The 16,940-nt window shown below is 59.3% G+C and carries 17 protein-coding genes and 1 tRNA gene; 2 read left to right on the top strand and 16 right to left on the bottom strand.

The window, feature by feature from the left end; all coding sequences use genetic code 11:
• Window positions 1-6: 6 nt before the first annotated feature.
• The 5 genes from ACVWZ4_RS21585 to ACVWZ4_RS21565 all read right to left on the bottom strand — a co-directional run bounded on the left by ACVWZ4_RS21585 (window position 7) and on the right by ACVWZ4_RS21565 (window position 3,157).
• On the bottom strand, window positions 7-465 hold the full coding sequence (locus tag ACVWZ4_RS21585; RefSeq protein WP_456763330.1) for a tautomerase family protein: 459 nt from the start codon (window positions 463-465) through the stop codon (window positions 7-9).
• A 262-nt stretch (window positions 466-727) separates the two neighbouring features.
• Window positions 728-871: a hypothetical protein gene (locus ACVWZ4_RS21580; protein ID WP_456741130.1), complete on the bottom strand. Its 144-nt coding sequence runs from the start codon at window positions 869-871 to the stop codon at window positions 728-730.
• Between the two features lie 105 nt (window positions 872-976).
• Window positions 977-1,270, bottom strand: a complete 294-nt coding sequence (locus ACVWZ4_RS21575) for a putative quinol monooxygenase (protein WP_456741129.1) — start codon at window positions 1,268-1,270, stop codon at window positions 977-979.
• A 14-nt stretch (window positions 1,271-1,284) separates the two neighbouring features.
• Window positions 1,285-2,499, bottom strand: a complete 1,215-nt coding sequence (locus tag ACVWZ4_RS21570) for an MFS transporter (protein WP_456741128.1) — start codon at window positions 2,497-2,499, stop codon at window positions 1,285-1,287.
• A gap of 31 nt (window positions 2,500-2,530) precedes the next feature.
• Entirely contained in the window at window positions 2,531-3,157 is a 627-nt protein-coding gene (locus ACVWZ4_RS21565) for an isochorismatase family cysteine hydrolase (protein WP_456741127.1), read from the bottom strand.
• A gap of 111 nt (window positions 3,158-3,268) precedes the next feature.
• Here ACVWZ4_RS21565 and ACVWZ4_RS21560 point away from each other — a divergent pair, with 111 nt between their 5' ends.
• Complete coding sequence (locus tag ACVWZ4_RS21560; protein WP_456742247.1) at window positions 3,269-3,766, top strand: winged helix-turn-helix transcriptional regulator; 498 nt, start codon at window positions 3,269-3,271, stop codon at window positions 3,764-3,766.
• Window positions 3,767-3,809: 43 nt separating this feature from the next.
• On the opposite strand, the gene ACVWZ4_RS21555 is transcribed toward ACVWZ4_RS21560, so the two are convergent.
• From ACVWZ4_RS21555 to ACVWZ4_RS21540, 4 genes are read right to left on the bottom strand one after another with little or no spacing between them, the layout of a single operon-like run.
• Window positions 3,810-4,763 carry an efflux RND transporter periplasmic adaptor subunit gene (locus ACVWZ4_RS21555; protein WP_456741126.1) on the bottom strand — a complete coding sequence of 318 codons (954 nt, stop codon included), beginning with the start codon at window positions 4,761-4,763 and terminating at the stop codon, window positions 3,810-3,812.
• Between the two features lie 2 nt (window positions 4,764-4,765).
• Complete coding sequence (locus tag ACVWZ4_RS21550) at window positions 4,766-4,975, bottom strand: DUF1656 domain-containing protein (RefSeq protein WP_456741125.1); 210 nt, start codon at window positions 4,973-4,975, stop codon at window positions 4,766-4,768.
• Window positions 4,972-6,975, bottom strand: a complete 2,004-nt coding sequence (locus tag ACVWZ4_RS21545) for an FUSC family protein (RefSeq protein ID WP_456741124.1) — start codon at window positions 6,973-6,975, stop codon at window positions 4,972-4,974. Before ACVWZ4_RS21545 ends, ACVWZ4_RS21550 begins: the two co-directional genes overlap by 4 nt.
• Before the next feature lie 30 nt (window positions 6,976-7,005).
• The gene (locus ACVWZ4_RS21540) at window positions 7,006-7,818 is read right to left on the bottom strand and encodes an acetoacetate decarboxylase (RefSeq protein WP_456741123.1); all 813 of its coding nucleotides are present in this window, start codon (window positions 7,816-7,818) and stop codon (window positions 7,006-7,008) included.
• Between the two features lie 435 nt (window positions 7,819-8,253).
• Here ACVWZ4_RS21540 and ACVWZ4_RS21535 point away from each other — a divergent pair, with 435 nt between their 5' ends.
• Complete coding sequence (locus tag ACVWZ4_RS21535; protein WP_456741122.1) at window positions 8,254-9,183, top strand: LysR substrate-binding domain-containing protein; 930 nt, start codon at window positions 8,254-8,256, stop codon at window positions 9,181-9,183.
• A 6-nt stretch (window positions 9,184-9,189) separates the two neighbouring features.
• On the opposite strand, the gene ACVWZ4_RS21530 is transcribed toward ACVWZ4_RS21535, so the two are convergent.
• The 7 genes from ACVWZ4_RS21530 to ACVWZ4_RS21500 all read right to left on the bottom strand — a co-directional run bounded on the left by ACVWZ4_RS21530 (window position 9,190) and on the right by ACVWZ4_RS21500 (window position 16,852).
• Window positions 9,190-9,441: a hypothetical protein gene (locus tag ACVWZ4_RS21530; protein ID WP_456741121.1), complete on the bottom strand. Its 252-nt coding sequence runs from the start codon at window positions 9,439-9,441 to the stop codon at window positions 9,190-9,192.
• Entirely contained in the window at window positions 9,438-10,427 is a 990-nt protein-coding gene (locus ACVWZ4_RS21525; RefSeq protein ID WP_456741120.1) for a 3-hydroxyacyl-CoA dehydrogenase NAD-binding domain-containing protein, read from the bottom strand. The genes ACVWZ4_RS21530 and ACVWZ4_RS21525 overlap by 4 nt, the downstream gene beginning before the upstream one ends.
• Window positions 10,428-10,580: 153 nt before the next feature.
• Window positions 10,581-11,789, bottom strand: a complete 1,209-nt coding sequence (locus tag ACVWZ4_RS21520) for an acyl-CoA dehydrogenase family protein (RefSeq protein ID WP_456741119.1) — start codon at window positions 11,787-11,789, stop codon at window positions 10,581-10,583.
• Window positions 11,790-11,808: 19 nt separating this feature from the next.
• Window positions 11,809-13,089 (bottom strand): CaiB/BaiF CoA transferase family protein, encoded by a 1,281-nt coding sequence (locus ACVWZ4_RS21515; protein ID WP_456741118.1) that lies wholly within the window; start codon window positions 13,087-13,089, stop codon window positions 11,809-11,811.
• A gap of 1,719 nt (window positions 13,090-14,808) precedes the next feature.
• A tRNA-Lys gene (locus tag ACVWZ4_RS21510) sits at window positions 14,809-14,884 on the bottom strand.
• 168 nt (window positions 14,885-15,052) lie between these two features.
• A complete protein-coding gene (locus ACVWZ4_RS21505; protein WP_456741117.1) occupies window positions 15,053-15,658 on the bottom strand; it encodes a Spy/CpxP family protein refolding chaperone in 606 nt (201 codons plus the stop codon).
• A gap of 192 nt (window positions 15,659-15,850) precedes the next feature.
• The gene (locus tag ACVWZ4_RS21500; RefSeq protein ID WP_456698910.1) at window positions 15,851-16,852 is read right to left on the bottom strand and encodes a TRAP transporter substrate-binding protein; all 1,002 of its coding nucleotides are present in this window, start codon (window positions 16,850-16,852) and stop codon (window positions 15,851-15,853) included.
• Between the last annotated feature and the right edge of the window lie 88 nt (window positions 16,853-16,940).

The raw sequence follows: 16,940 nt of genomic DNA, 5'->3' as shown, positions 1-16,940 counted from the left end.
CATCGGTCAAAGAGTAAACGTGTCTTTGGTTGTCCCAAGCTGCGCAAGGTAATCCTTCAGCGGCTTCGGTAGCCGGCTAAACCATTCGGGCTCCTCACCCGGCTGCGGCAGCACGTGACCGTATTCCAGCATATCCGTCGGCTCCAGATTGCAGAGGTAAACCCAGATCTCCTCCTCCTTTGCATTGGTAATCCGCGCAACCTCCTTCATTATGCGCAACATCATCGCGTTCCGCTGAGCTTGGGCCCGGCCGGCCCTGATATCGCCCCGGATCCAGATCTGACCTGAGGCACGCGAACCACCAAGGAAACGATCAGCAGGTTTCTTCTCCTCGATGACCACCTGTACAAAGTAGCTTGGCGCGCCGGTCTCCTCACTGTGAACCCGTGTCACGGCCTCGGCGATTGCGGCCTTTTGGCTGTCATTCACGAAGCCTTCCGCGAGCGAACAAACGTATGTCGGCATTTTCATCTCCTTTGGTTTGATCACCACAATACGGTTGGCCTGCGACGGACGCGATTGATAGAACGCGTAAAAAACGGGCCGAGCCGCCGAAATCAGATCGCGTGCTGGTCGATCCCTTGGCCACACGACCACGCCAATTCCAGCAGATCGATGACGATGTCAGTCTATGCAATCGTCCAAACTGCGTATGTAGAACGCCTTCCGCTTGTGCGCTCGTGCAGATCTTTTCCACGCGTTCTCGGGACGGCGACTCCAGCCTTATTCAGCAAAGGGCGGTGCGCGGAATCATCCAGGTCGAAACCGTTCGCCAGACGCCATCGCCGAAATGTAGCTGATAGGCAATGAAGTCGCTATCCTCACCGTGCACCAGCTCGTAGCGATGGGACTTGGTAAATTGCGCTGTCATCGAGGTTCTCCTTTGTCGAACTCCTGATATTCGCCTCAGGAAACGGCGCATTTCCAAACTAAAAGCAAAGATCAGCGGGCTGCGGGATTTCGGGCCAAGGCGCGATTACTCAACAGGCGAACACCTTGTCGCGATGACCTTGACGTCCATTCCGGTCGTGTCTTGCAGCCATTGTGCTCGGGACGGCGCATTTCGATGCACCTCGAAAGCGTCGTCATCCTGGTAGACTTCATAGATGAGTATTCTTGAATAGTCTTCGCGAGGGAGCACCACTTCGAATCGCAGGGTGCCGGGCTCATCCTTCAGGCAACGAGCCCGGTGCGCCATCAGCAGCGGCAGCACCTGATCGCGCCTCTCCGGCGCAAATTCAACCGTTCCCATGATTGCAAGTTTGGACATGACACATTCTCCTTTCATGCTCGTTCTTCGATAAGTACTGGGCTGGTTTGTCTATACGAAAGCGCATTCACCGCTGCGGCCGCGAGTGAAAGCGTGGCGCCGACTGCCGCGAGACCGATCCAGGATTCAAAATGAGCGCCAATGCCACCAAGCACGGAACCGCTCGCACCGCCGAGGAAGTACGACACCATAAGCACCGTGTTCAGCCGGCTGCGGGCCTCCGGACGCAGAGCGTAAATCCGCGTCTGGTTGGCGACGAGTGCGGCTCGATTACCAAGGTCCAGCAGAACCATGCCGACGATCAGGCAGGAGAGGCTAATGCCGCCCGCCGCAACAAAAGCGAAGGCCACGGTGACGGTGATCGCGCCTAACGAAGCCATGTTGCGGGTACCGATCCGATCGGCGATCGCTCCAACCTGAGGGGACACCGCGAGGCCGAGAATTCCAACGAGTCCGAATGCCCCGATGGCAGCGGGACCGAACCCGTAGGGTGGTCGCGCCAGAAGCGCGGCAAGTGTTGTCCAAAGCGCACTGAAGGCTGCAAACAGAAGAAAGCTGGTCGCGGCGGAGATACGCAGCAGCCGTTCCTCACGTATCAGCATGGTCAACGAACCCATCAGCCTGCGGTATCGGATCGTGCTCAGGAGTTCTGACAAGGGCAGGTTTCTGATGATTACGACCAGCAGCGCCAGATCGGCGACCGAGGCGAACACGAAGATTGCGCGCCAGCCCAGGTGGGCTCCGACGACACCACTGACCGTACGCGCCAGCAGGACACCGGACGAGAGGCCCCCCAATAGCGAACCGACGACGCGCCCTCGCCTCTCCGGCGTCGTTTGGCCCGAGACCGCCGGAATGATGATCTGTGCGGTAACCGCGGTCATTCCGACAAGAAAGCTGCAGCCGGCCAACAGGGAGAACGTCGGCGCCACTGCGCAAGCGATGAGCGCGACTGCGTTCGCGCTAATCGCCAGCGACGCCAGCTTTCGCGGTTGGATGCCGTCGCCGAGCGGCACGAATAGCAGCAGGCCCATTGCATATCCAAGCTGTGTCAACGTGCCGATGAGGCTTCCGTGTGCCACGGTGACGCCAAACGCCGAGGCTATCTGCGGCAGCAGCGGTTGGTGGTAGTAGATGGTCGAGACGGCGAGCGCGCAGCTCAGGGCCATCAGGAAGACCTGACGCCGCGAGAATCCTTGTGTCACCGTAAAGGAAGCTTTCTCTGACATAGCGAAGAATGCCTGATGAAGGAGGGTCCGATCACGCCTTGGGCAGTGCCTCGATGAGTTGCTGGGTGCCGACAATGCTGTGCGCATAGGTGGGGCCGTTCAGCTCGTGGGCGGCATGCATCATTTCGTGCGAGAACGCAGCAGTCGCGTCCCGCACCAAAGTGACGTGATAGCCGAGCTCCATGGCGAACCGGGCGGTGGATTCAATGCACGTATTGGCGAGCAGCCCGACCACGATCACGTGCGTAATGCCCTTCTGCTTCAGGAGGAAGTCCAGGTCGGTGTTGGCGAAGCCGCTTTGTCCCCAATGCTCGCGAGCGACGAGGTCGCCAGGCTTCGGCGCGAAGTCAGGATGCCATTCGCCGCCCCATTCGCCGCGCGCGAAGCTGTGGCGATGCATGATCGCTTGCTGGGTCGGGTTGGGATGATCCCAGTCCTCGTAGTCGCCCGGCTCCCAACGTCGGTGTGGAACGATCACCACCTGGATCCCCGCTGCACGGATCGCACTGTCTAGCTGGCGCAGGTTATTGAGAAGTCCGACCTCATCAGCGATGGGCTGGATGCGTGGAAAGACCTTGCCACCCTCGGACAGGAAATCGTTGTAGGGGTCGACGAAGAGGAGCGCGGTCCTCTCGCGCAGATAGGTGGTTTCGGGCATCGGTTATCTCCTGTGGCGGCCTCGCTGGCCCATTGAATTTCGATCCATGATAATCTACGTTGCTATGAAAATCATAGTAACAAGAGCAATGAAGAAATCGTGATGAGGCAGATGAAGGACAACACGGCTGATCAAACACTCTGTCCCGTGGCGCGCTCCGAGGCCGTGGTGGGCGACCGCTGGACGGTGCTGCTGCTGCGCGAGCTGTTCATGGGCAGTCACCACTTCGAGGAGCTCCAGGCCCAAACCGAGGCCACGCCGCAAATGGTCGCAACTCGCCTGAAGAAGCTGGAGGCAGACGGACTGGTAGAACGGCGCGTCTACAGCAAGAGGCCACTGCGCCACCAATATCATCTGACCGAGAAGGGCGAAGCCTTCTACCCGGTGCTGCTGGCGCTGCGTGCCTGGGGTGAGACCTGGGTCAAGTCGCCGAAGGAAGGTCGGGCCGTGAATTTTACCCACCGCAGCTGCGGCAACCTGGCTGGGCTCGGCCCAGTTTGCGATTCCTGCGGAAAGCCGCTGCGTCGTGATGATCTGATCGCTGACCAAGCGGCCAAATACCGGAGAGAGCGAGAGGCGCGATGGGAGGCCTTCAAGGCAAGCCGCTAAATCATGTCCACCGGTTTGGGCGCGCCGTCCCGGCCAGGATCGATTATTTCGAGTCGATCTCGATCGTGGCGGTCTGACCGGCCACCAGGTCGACGCCGGCAGGCACATGGTCGATATGGATGCGTACCGGAATCCGTTGTGCCAACCGTACCCAGGTGTAGATCGGATTCACCTTGGCAAGACCAGAAGGACCGGCCTCGGCGTTCGCCACGGCGATGCCGCGGGCGATACTTTCGACATGTCCCTGCAATGGCTCGGAACGCCCTATTAGCTTTACCCGGGCGGAATTCCCTACGTGGATCCCGCCGAGATAAGTCTCCTCGAAATAGCCATCTACCCAGAACGAGTCGGCATCCACCAAAGAGATGATCTGCTTGCCGGCGTTCGCGTAGTCGCCGAGCTGCGTCGTCAAATTGGCCACATACCCATTCACCGGCGAGCGGATCGAGGTGCGCCCCAGGTTCACGCGCGCCTGCGTCAGCCTCGCAAGAGCTTGTCGATAGGCTGCCTTCGCGGCGAGCGCGGCCGTACTGTAGGAGTCTCTTTGCTCTTCAGACGTCGCGAGATCTGTCAGGTGCTGGCGCCGGGTTGCCTCGCGTTCGGCATTCTCGGCTTTTGCGCGAGCCTGATCGACCGCCGCCTCGGCCTGTTGGACCATGATCGCGTAGTCCGTTGGCTCGATCGTCAGCAGCAGATCGCCCTTATGCACATATTGATTGTCAGCTACCGGGAAAGCGACAATGCGGCCCGCGACTTCAGGCGCTATCGCCACAACATAGGCGCGGACCGTTCCATCACGGGTCCAGGGCGTGTCCATATAGATTCCCCACATCGCTTGTCCCGCGCAGACACCCAGTCCGACGAAGACCAGGGTGAGGATGACCCGCGGGATAGTCTGGCCGCCACGGTGCGACCGATCGGCGGGTCGCCGCGACCTGGCGATATCTCGGCTCGATTCAGCGGTCTCGGATCTCATTTGCGCGTCGATATGTGACATGGCTACCGCCACCGCGCAGCTGTCATCACAATGAACCACAGAACGATGCTGTAGGTCGCTCCGACGACCAGTGTCGGGTGCCAGACATTGCGTAGCAATCCGAACCGATCGGCCGCTCGGCGCAAAGCGACGACGACCAGCCAAGCCGTGGACATCATCAGGGAAATCGGAGCGACATAGACTCCGAACAGGCTCACCTCACTGAATTTCATGTCCTCACCGCGTCGAAGTAGGCGGCATGCTGGTTCAGCACCTCGGAGATCTCGATGATGCTGCTTCGCGCCCGCAAGGCCGCAGGGTCGGCCGCATGGGCGGCAAGCCGCTCATCGAGGCGCTGGAACTCCGTGGCGGCGACCGCGCTCCTGCCTTCCGCAATCGCGGTGAGTGCGTCGTTAACGACGACACTGACACCGAACGGGGCGGCATTCGAACTCAACTGCAGGATCGCTGTCCCAAGTGAGAGCGCAGCCAGCAGGTGGGCGCGCTGCAGCGGTGTCGCCTCCCCTGGCATGGCGGAAAGCCGGCTGTGGACGTGCCCCGCCCAATCGTGGAACGCCCGTCCCCGCGCCAGATGACGCAGGTCAGCCAAGGTCAATGCCAGCAGACGGCGCGCTCGAAAACCCGGCGTCAGCGGCGGTATGATGCAGAAGAACAAGGCCGCTGTACCGGCACCGGACAGAATTGCCAGCGTATCGTTGTAAAACTGCACGGTATCATAGCTCAACTGGTTCGTAGGCGCGAGCAGCGGTACGAAATACGAGGCCATATAGTTGAATTCGATACTCGGCCATCGTGTCGCTGCGGCACCCGCCGGGACGAGCCACAGGCCAATCGAGAGACAGAAAGCAGCAAACGTCTCGTGGTTCGGCAGCACGGCAAAATTGATGACCGCTGCGGCCATGGCGGCGATGCATATTCCTTTCACGAAGCCGCTGGCATTGAAGTAAGCCTGATCCGCCCGTCCAGCAAACAGGATGCTGGAAATAGCAGCGAAGGTGATGGCCTCTGCACCGGCCGGCCACGCGGTGAGTATCCAGAATGCGGCAGCGACGAGAATCGTCAGCAGCGTGCGCGCGCCGCTCACCAAAGCAGGCAACCAATCCGGGACATGAAGGTGGAAGGCTCCCCGAGAGCGGCGAACAGGCAACGTGGGATCGCCGGCCAGCAAAGCCAAACCGTTGAGCGCGTCGGCGATACCTGCCAGTGCTGCGGCTACCTTATCTGCGAGCAGACGCAGCGACGGCGTCTTGACGTCCAAAACAACTAGCTCGTCGATTCCTGCTTCGCAGACCGAACGCAGAACGACGGGATTGGCCGCCCAGCCGGCGGGGTCTGATTGATTGAGCAACGAACTTAGCTTGGGCGGAAGGCTTTGGAGCACGATTGCCATCTCTCTCGTGGCCTGATCATGTGGCAGCCAGCGAAGGTGATTGGCGACCGCACGCCACCCCGATAGGACGGCGAGCAGACCATCGACTGCCTGCAGCAGCACGGGCGAGTGATAGCGGATCTCGGACGATTCCCCGACCGCCTGATCGATCATAGGATCGAGGGCAATGACACGTCGGAGGAAATCGCGCCGACTGGACCGCATATCCGACAGGCTCGGCCCGGCTGCCTGCAAGGTTCTTATGAAGTTTGTCGCTATCCCGTTGGCTAGGCCGGCGACAAGCGTTGCCAATCGTCGGCGTGCAGCGCCCAAGTCCGTGCCGGCAAGAACGATTCCGGCGGAGACAATGCCGATGCCAATCTCTGTCACCCGGGTTACCGCAAGCACGAATGCGTCGCCGTTCAAGCCACCGACAGCACCAAGCTGATTGCCGGCGATGATCGCCGCGGTATATCCCGCCAAAGCTGCGGCGTATGATGCAAAGTTCGGCAAGACTGTCGAGATGAATGCACACGCTCCGCCCCATAGTGCCAGACTGACGAAGAAGAACACGCGGTCTTGCGGGAAACAGCCGGTCAGCACGACGATGGCTATACCGCCAACGACGGTACCAATCAGGCGGAACCAGCTCTTTCGTAACGAGGCCCCGAGCGTCGGCTGACAGACGATAGCAGCCGCTGTGCCCGCCCAGGATGGTTCGTCGAGCTGCAGCCAGAATGCGATATACATCGCCAGGCAGACCGAGACCCATAACCGTAGTCCAAAGAGCAGCGCCGGCCCCGCGCCCTGCAACTCGATCTTGATCCGTCCGTCGTCAAACATGGCCTTTCACCAAGATCGGCGCTAACTGTACTAGCGAGCTGGCTCGAGTAGGTCGGTCTGCGCGACCGCAGGTTTGTCTGGCCTGTTTTCCCTTCGATGAGAGGTGTCCGCCAGATAGTCGTGCACGACCTTGCCGAGGCCGAGCGTCAAGTCAGCAATGAGATGGGTCGCGGAAAGGACTTCAAGCACCGGTAATTCGGCCACCGGAGCAAGTGCGTGAGAGGCCAGGGTAAGGCCGGCTGGACCGGACCAAGCCCCCTTAAGGTCGATATCTTCCAGACTAAATTCGACCAACTCGCAAATGCGCGGCGTTCCATCGACGTGCGGGATAATCTTGAGGAGGAAGTTCGGCGCGGCCAATGAGGCTTTCACAGCCGCAAGGTCGGTCATCCGGTGCTTGTATCCCATTGTCCCGGTCGCCACCCGGACCGGCCCGTAGTTGAGTGTACCCACGAGCGTATCGAGCTCAGCCTGCAGCGTCGGTTTCGCGAGTTTCTTGGGAAATCCCCAGAGTTCGCGCCCGCCGGCAATCGGCGGATGATCGTCCAGGAACATGCAATGAGTGTAGTTCCCCTTCCGGCCTTCAAACGTTACCGGAATCACCTGCCCGCTTTCCGTGTAGTCGCCGAACCCCGTGGAGTCCGGCATCCGGATGAACTCGAACTTGACCACCGGCTCGTCGACCTCCAGCGGCTCAGGCACAAGCGCGCGTAACTTCTCGGGATTGGTTCGGTACGTGATGATCATGAACTCGCGATGATAAAATCGGTATGGTCCGATCGGGTAGGCCGGACTCGTCAGCGGCATTGCGAACGCGCGGCGTTGGACATCTGTTCGTTTCATAGCTGAACTCCTGTTGCTCGAATTCGGTGGGTGTGGACACAACGATTGTTGAGCGCTATCGCGTCTCGGCTTAGTGCCAGGCTCACGGCCGTCTCGAGCTGGCGCTGGCAGACTTCTCGTTTGGACGTCTCGCATTTTGACCACACGCGCTATCTGCACATCCAACATAGAATTATTGGATTTTAATCGTATAAGCTGATCAAATCGCTCTGCTCTACATCCCACTTATCGCGCTGACGGCGCATTCTACCGACGAGATTGGAATGAATTTCAGCCAGCTTCAGTCGGTCGCGGCGGCGGCTTTCGCTAGCTTTCCAGCGGGCCTGGGAAAGGGGGTGAGAGAACGGGTCTCTTCTGAACTTGCGACTGGAAACTGCGACCTTGCCTGCACAAGAGGTCGTTTGATTTTGATCGCGGAGACTGATTAAATCGCACATGCTTGACGCTCGCCAGCTCCGCTATTTCATCGCCGTCGCGGAAGAGCTCCACTTCGCGCGCGCCGCGGACAGGCTGAACGTGGCGCAATCTGCGGTGAGCTTACAGATCAAGGGACTGGAGGAGGCGTTCGGCGCTCGTCTTCTGAATCGCCGGAAGCGGGCGGCGGTGTCACTTACCGAGGCGGGGCAACTCTTTTTGTCGGAAGCCGTAGCGGCCATCCGCCAGCTGGAACGGGCTGAGCAGGTCGGGCGCCTTGCGGCGCGCGGCGAGCTTGGTCAGATCGAAGTCGGGTACGTGACATCGGCGGCCATGAACCGGACTCTCCAAAGCCTGCTGCGGGAATACCGGCGCAGTCGCCCTGCCGTGCAGCTTCGCCTAACCGATATGGAGACACCGCGGCAGCTCGACGCGCTCGCCGAAGGTCGCCTGGATGTCGCGCTAATACGCCCCCGACCGAGTTATGCGGCGGGGCTGGCGGCCCGTGTGATTCATCGCGAAACTCTTTGCCTTGCACTCGCCGCCGATCATCCGCTTGCGCGCAAGCGCACGCTAAGAGCCTCCGACCTGGGCAATGAGCCCTTTCTCGTCCCTCAGCTGACTGAAAGCTTAGGCTTCGGGAGCTACCTGGAACGGCTGGCGACCGTCGGCAGTTTCACGGTCAGGATGGTGCATGACGTCTGCGATTTCGTAACGGCGCTCACCATGGCCGCCGGCGGTTACGGCGTGGTGCTGGGACCTGACTCCATGCGCGCGTTGGGCTTCCCTGAGATTGTATTCCGACCACTCGCAGACTTTCCTGAGAAGGTGGAGCTGGCGGTCGCATTCCGCGCGGCCGAGCCTTCTGCCGCCGTGCGCACCTTCATCGACTTGGCCACCGCCCTCGGCCGGCGTCGTGAACCGAAACGGCCGGCTCGGCAAGCGCAGTGAGACGCTTCAACATATCCTCGGATCGTCGCCCTCGTCGCAAACGCCGCCGGGCTCGTCGTCGGGCGGTGCAGCAAATTCACTTGCGTGCGGTGTTGGAATGCGAGCATTGCGATTAATCCAATGGCCGGTGGAGAAGGCCCTCGCATTGCCTTTCGTGACGACATGTGGCCCGGTCACGGAGTTTTCGTGAGCATGGGCGGAGATTGTGAAAATGAAGGCAGCGATCAATCCAGCCGACAAGAGTTTGGTTGTCGTCATTGAACTTCTTCTTTTGGAGCTAAAGACGCGTCGCTTCTTTCGCGGCGAGCTACATTCGCGCGTGCGGCAAGTAATTCCAGCAGCATGGTGTCACGTTCGCGCTGAAGTTCCTCTAAGGGGCGGCTACCGGCTTCCCTGAGGACTCCGCTGATGATTGTTTGCCTGATCTCCGGGGTAAACTCGGTGATCGTCCCGAGATCTTTCCACCAGGTCGAGATCGGGCCGGAGAGGTGATCCATGAAATGTTGAATGCCACCTTGACCGCCACCAAGGTGAAACAGCATGTTGGGTCCCATTACGCCCCAACGCAGCCCAGGTCCCCAGCTTACAGCAGCGTCGGCATCAGCCACATCGAGCACGCCTTGCTCGATCAGGTAAACGACCTCGCGATACAGCGCGCCTTGGATACGGTTCGCGACGTGTCCGACCATCTCCTTTCGAACATGGATCGCCTTTTTGCCGATCGATCTGTAAAACTCGAGTGCTCGATGCACGGTTTCAGGTGAGGTCTTGGCGCCCGCGACGACCTCGACCAACGGCATCATGTGAGGAGGATTGAAGGGGTGGCCGATGACGCAGCGTTCTGGATGCTTGCACGCTGACTGGATGACGCTCATCGTCAGCCCGGACGAACTCGATGAGATGATCGAATCCGGAGGAGTAGCCGCATCGATATCAGCAAAAAGTTTGATCTTGAAATCCGGCCGCTCCGGCCCGCTCTCCTGGACAAAGTCCGCGTCCGCCAGCGCGCGCTTCATATCGCGAGCGAATTCAAGATGATCTCGCGAGGCATTCGGTGAAAGTCCAAGAACCTCGAGCGCTTTCCAGGCGGCCTCAACGTATCGACGCAGATCGGATTCCGCATTGGGAGCCGGATCGGTCGCGACGACGTTGAAGCCACGCGCCAGGTACAGGGCGGTCCAGCTCGCGCCGATAACTCCCGTACCGACGACTGTTATCTTTCGAACTTCCTTGCTATTGGACATCGTACTGTCTCTCATCGATCGTGAATCTTCATTCCGCGTGCCTAATGCTGCGCGGAGATCCTTCGGTACTTGCAAGGCGGTGGCACTGGACGCGCCGAGTGCGCGCGTCCCTTCCTTGCACGCTACGCGCACGTGATGGCGGCACGACCACGTTCAGGTAAAGGCGGAAATCCCGGTTTGAGCACGGCCCAGGATTAGAGCGTGGACATCGTCAGTACCCTCGTAGGTATTTACGGCCATCAGGTTCAGCACGTGCCGAATGACGTGATGCTCATCGATGATGCCGTTAGCCCCGAGCATGTCTCGTGCCGTCAATGCGATCTCAAGTGCTGTCTTGGCGCAGTAGCGCTTGACCAGGCTGATCACCTCGTGCGCGCACTCACCCTCGTCGAGCATTCTTGCGACTCTCAGGCATGCCTGCGACATCAAGGCAACCTGCGTTTCCATATCGGCCAACTTCCGCTGGATGAGTTGGTTTGCAGCCAATGGTCGACCAAATTGCTTCCGTTGCAAGGTGTAGTCTCTCGCAATTTTCCAGCATGCCTCGGCAGCGCCGATCACTCCCCAGGCGATACTAAATCGTGCTTTGTTCAGCGACATGAACGGGGCCGACAACCCCTTGGCTTTCGGAAGTATATTCGTCTCGGGAACGAACACTTGATCCAATCGGAACTCGCACGTCGGAGCGGCGCGTAAGGAAAACTTTCCATGAATATTCTCCGCGCTTAGTCCGGGAGTGCCTTTTTCGACGATAAATCCTCGGACAATGCCCTCTTCGTCCCTCGCCCAAATAACCAGAATATCCGCAATGGTTGCGAGGCCGATCCATTTCTTGTGTCCATTGAGCTGATAGCCCCCGGACACCTTCGTTGCCCTGGTTTCCATCGACCCTGGATCCGAGCCGTGATTTGGTTCGGTTAGACCGAAACACGCGATCAATTCACCTCTGGCCAAACCCGGAAGGAATCTTGCCTTCTGTTCCTCTGATCCGTTCAGATAGATTGCTTCAGTCGCCAGGCTGGATTGAACGCTGTATACGGTCCTATAGGCCGAATCGACCCGCTCGAGCTCGCGGGACACAAGGCCGTAGCAGACATGGTTCAGCCCACGGAAGCCGAAGCCGTGCAGGTTGATACCCAAGAACCCGTTGCTACCCAATTCCTTCACCAGGGTTGGGATGTCCTCATAATTTTCCGTCCTGTGTGCTTCGAGCGCGCGAGGCAGAAGACTTCCCTGCGCGTATTCGAACGCTTTCTGTTGAACTTCCTTTTCGACCTCCGTCAACTGCAAGTCCAACCGCAACGGATCATCCCAATGGAAGATCGCCTTTTCGGTCGCGGTGTGTTCAGTAACTGTTGACATGTTCTTTCTCCTTTGTTTGTCAGATGCTCACTTGTTCATGAAGTCTGCTGCTTTGCGGGACATGCGGGATTGCGCCGGCGGCGCGCAGCTCATCGATCTGAGCTGCATCGAAGCCAAGTTCTTCCAGCACCTCGTCGGTGTGTTCGCCCAGCGCGGGAGCCGTGCGCGGCGCGACCTTCGGCGACTCCTTGATGACCACGGGGCTGTCCACCGTCGTTGTCACTTCGCCGCCTTCCGCTATCGGAACGAGAATGTGGTTGGCCAGTAACTGCGGATCTTTCACGATTTCGTCCCAGACCTGCACGGCTCCATAAGGCAGGTGAGCGGCATCGAGAACCGACCTCCAATGCGCGAGCGGGTGCGCGCCGAACACACGATCGATCTCAGCCACCAAGGCGCCGGAGTTTGCGTGACGGCGCTCTGCATCGGCGAACCTTGGATCCGCCAGCAGGTCGGGGCGCTCGATAGCCTGAGCAAAAACGGGCCAGTTCTTGTCTTCCTGGACGAACGCAAGCAGAATCCAGCGACCGTCCTGGCTTCGGTAACTGTTGAAGAGTGCATTCGGGGGACAGCGTCGATCTATTTCGTGGCTGAACTTCGCGTCCTGCAGCGCGGCTTGCAGCCACATGGCTGTCGCCCACACTCCGTTGGCGATCAAAGAGGTGCGGACATTGCAGCCTTTGCCGGTGCGCTCGCGCCGATAAAGACCGCTCACGATTCCGGCGTAGAGGGAGATCGCAGTGGCATGGTCGCCAATCCCCGGCACCGGCAAGGCGGGCGGACTAGACGCTTGGCGAGTGACATGCATCAAACCCGAACGCGCCCAATACGCCGTCGTGTCGTATCCGGGCTTGTCCGCTTCCGGCCCCACCTCACCATATCCCGTGATATCGGCGTAGATGAGACGCGGATTCAGCAAAGACACATCTTCGTAGTTCAAACCCAGCCTTTGTCGCACCCGAGGAGGAAAATTCGTCACGAGAACGTCGGCCCACTTTACTAGGCGGGCCAAAACATCCGCCGAATGCGGGTTCTTCAAATCCACCACCAGGCTTCGCTTGTTGCGATTGGTGAGCTGCCATGCATAGTTTTCTTTCGAAGATGGATTTGGCGGGCTCAAGTATGTGCGTCGATACGGATCCCCCATCCCGGGTGCTTCTACCTTGACCACTTCGGCACCAAAATCCGACAGCACGGTCGTAGCAGTAGGGCCAGCGATGAAGCTGGCGATATCGAGAACCCTAAGTCCCGAAAACAGCGGGCGCTCATCAAACACTGCGTTCGGCAAGATGGATTTCATCGCGGCACCTCTTATCTATGGAGCCGCATTCTCAACACGTCGCTATCTGCACATCCAACATAGTTTTGTTGGATTTTAATCTGGCTGCCAGATTAAATTTCGGTCGAGGAATAAGCAGCTCGAATTCGACACCGCCACCTTGAAATGCAAAGTGCCCCTGGCAACAGACAAGGACGTGTCCAACGTTGGGCTGCGGTTCGGAATGAAAGTGCACCCTGCCCGCGCAAGCTTCCCAACTCGGTACTCGATCCTATGCTCGCAACGTCCTGCGTGGTGATGGCTATTTCCCGACCAAAAGCTCTTGAGAGGGTCTTTGGCGGATTGGCGTGCCGCGCTCTGTTGCTTGCACTTTCATAAGCACATCGCGCAGGAACAGCGCGGGTGCTGGACCTTTAAACCTCCGTTTCCACATCGGTAGCGGCTCAGAAGCTCTATTGCTGCTGCGGTCTTCGTATTGAGGATGTCTACTATCCGGTTGAGTTCGGGCAGCGAACGTGACTTCCTCCTGAGCTAGTTTTAAACCGATTTGCAGTGCGCGCGAGGTGGAGCGTTTAGGGCGACGCTTAACAATAAAGGATGAGCGCAGGCTGCTCCTGCATTGTTCACGAGGATATTGAGGCCCGGCTCTGCGGCGGCAAATATCTCCGCCAATCTCTGCACGCTCTTTCTGCCGCCATTTGAAAAATTCGATCGCGGCCGTTGGCACGCAGCGGTATCTCCGGACGAGATGTAAGCCCGCACGCCCCTGCGATGGCAGGCTGCAATTTTCAATGCGTCCCGACCCGCCCAGTTAACGCAGCGCCCGATGGCAAGCGATGCTGTTGCCAGTCTGTTCGTAGAAGCATTTGGCGCGTTCGACGACCGAAACAGGAATAACGGCCAGCTCGACCTTCATATCGACTGGGCCCCTGCGTTTAGTCCTGTATCACATCCGCACCAATGTCGCGCTTTCGTTACGCCAGAAACCGCATGCCGGCGTCGGTGCGGCTCGGTGGGACACTCGACTGGTGGGGTCGATCATGCGGTCATGTGGCCTTCCCCGAGCGATCGATGACGTTCGTCATCTGATCGACGCGATCGGCAAGATATGCGGTCATGTTGCGGATAATCAGTGGCATGGCCATCTGCTGATACTCCGCGAATAGGCCTCCAATATGCGGGCTCATGAAGACATGGGGAAGGTCCCATGTCGCGGACGCGCTCCAGGTGCTGACTCGGCCGGTGGACTTGTTCGATGGTTATGCTGGAACGGACGCAACGGTTCGCGCTGCTGTTTCTCCGCACGTGCAGTTTGTTGGTACGGCAGATATCGAACTGAAAATGTGGCGCAAGACGTGGTACGAAAAATTCTTCTAAGATGGAATTGTCGTAAGTCATTGATTTGTCTGGTAGCGGGGCAGCGACTTGCCCCCCCGACACAAACGATCCGGTTCTGGTTCTGCAACACGCGGTACCCTGCGGCGACGGACAGAGCAGAATGTCCTTTTTGCTCGCCGCAATATCCAATTCTACGACGAGCAAGTAATCGCCCTGTACGATCTGATCTTCGCTCTGTATCGGATGGCGTGAAGATACATAACCAAGGAGAAGATGCAGAAACAAAGGAAGGTCGCGCCGCAAGCCGGCCGTGCGACGTCCGATTATGAAAACGTCGCACGAAACTCGTTTTTATCCTCAATAGACTTCTGGCGAAGCTATTGGAAACCAAAGATTTTCCTTTGGTGGGCGCACCAGGGCTCGAACCTGGGACCCGCTGATTAAGAGTCAGCTGCTCTACCAACTGAGCTATGCGCCCGAAAGGCGGTCAATGCCTTGCGAGGCCGGTCGTTTAGCAAAGCGATCCGGATATGGCAAGCGATGCGACGCATGTTTTCCAAGCTTCTTCCACAGCCGCGGAAACGCGAAAAGCCGCTGGATTTCCAGCGGCTTCTCCAGGGTTAATTCCCGCGGAATCCCGTTACGCTCAAAGACGCCCCTCCCGATCCGGGCCGTTATCGCGGTCGAAATGATCGCCGCCACGGAAGTGGTCCATGCCACGTTCCATCATGCGGCCCATGCCGCGCTCCATGAAGTGGTGCCGCGGGCCGTCCTCACCGTCGCCGAAGGGGCCGCGGTGGCGGGTCAGCAGGGCAAGACGCCGCTTCTGGCCGTCGTCGAGGGTCTTGTAGAGCGGATCGGCGGCGTCGGCGATCTTCCTCAGGGCTGCGGAGGTCGCGCCCATGTCGTCGGCGCGCTGGCGCAAGCGGGCGACCGGGTCATCCGGCTTGTCGCCCTCCCGGTCCGCGTCCCCTGGACCGGCGTTCATCCGCGCATTGGCGCGGTCGAGCCGCAGCTTGGCGAAGTCGCGCACGGCGGCCTCGACCGGCGGCCACAGCTTCTCCTGGTCGGCATTGAGCTTGAGCCCGGCATGGACGGCGGCGATCCGCGCGTCGACCATGGCAGCGCGGTCTTCCGGGTTCATGCGGATGTGGCGGAAGTGCTCCATCCACGGGCGATGAAACTGGGCATAGACCGCTCCCGAGCCGGCGATGCTGAGCACGGCGATGGCGGCGATGGTGAACTTCCTCATACGAACCTCCTTTGGAAGGGTGCCCTGAAGATGAGGTGCCCGGGGCCAAGGCGCAACTTACAACTTGGACAGAGAGGGCGTTCTAACGAAGATGTAACGGCCGTGAATTTTGGTTCAGCCAGAACCGGAAATCATTCGCAACAAGCGGCTTCCGTGCAAACCGCACGGAAGCCTCATCGTCGTAGGTCGAGACTAGTTCGTCGTGCTCTTGGCTTCCTTCTGGAATTCGTCGATCAACGGCTGGCCGACGCGGCTTGCCGCGTCCTTGTAGACGGGCTCCATCGCCTTTCGCATCGCCTCGTCCTGCTCCGGCGTGAGCTTGATGATCTCGCTCTTGCCGCTCTTCTTGATCTCGGCGAGCGCGTCGTCGTTCTCCTTCTGCGACTGCGCGTTGTTGAAGTCGGTCGCTTCCTTCATTGCTTTCGACAGCTGGTCGCGGACGTCGGCCGGAAGATCATCCCAGAACTTCTTGTTCACGATCACGACGTAGCCGATGTAGCCGTGGTTGGTCTCGGTGATGTACTTCTGCACCTCGTGCATCTTCTGGGTATAGATGTTCGACCAGGTGTTCTCCTGACCGTCGACCACGCCGGTCTGCAGCGCCTGATAGACCTCCGAGAACGCCATCACCTGCGGCAGCGAGCCGAGCGCCTTGAACTGCGCCTGCAGCACGCGCGAGGACTGGATGCGGAATTTGACGCCCTGATAATCGCTCGGCGCCACCAGCTTCTTGTTGGCGCTCATCTCCTTGAAGCCGTTGTCCCAATAGGCAAGACCGGTGATGCCCTTCGGCTCGAGCAGTTTGAGCAGCTTTGCCCCTAACGGGCCTTCCGTCACCTTGCGCAGCGTCTTCAGGTCAGGGAGGATATAGGGCAGATCGAACACCTCGAACTCGCGGATGCCGAGCGGTCCGAACTTGGAATTGGACGGCGCCAGCATCTGCACGCTGCCGAGTTGCAGCGCCTCGAGCTCTTCCTTGTCCTTGTAGAGCGACGAGTTCGGATAGACCTCAATCTTCACCTTGCCGCCGGTGTATTTCTCGGCGAGTTCCTTGAATTTCTCGGCTGCCTTGCCCTTCGGCGTATCGGTCGCGACGACGTGGCTGAACTTGATGATGATCGGGTCGGCGCTGGCGGGGCCGGCAAGACTCAAAGTCAATGCCGCAATGGACGCCGCGATCGCGAAGGTGCGCATGATCTCTCCCTGTTATTCTCTTGTTGTTCTCTCGGGCCGCCCAACGCGGGCGTCTATCCCCAAGCCGGGAGCATCAATAGCGACTCGC

This window comes from Bradyrhizobium sp. USDA 4472 (assembly GCF_054058595.1).
Note: the sequence above shows the minus strand (reverse complement) of the source record. Positions and strands in the feature narration are given on the sequence as shown.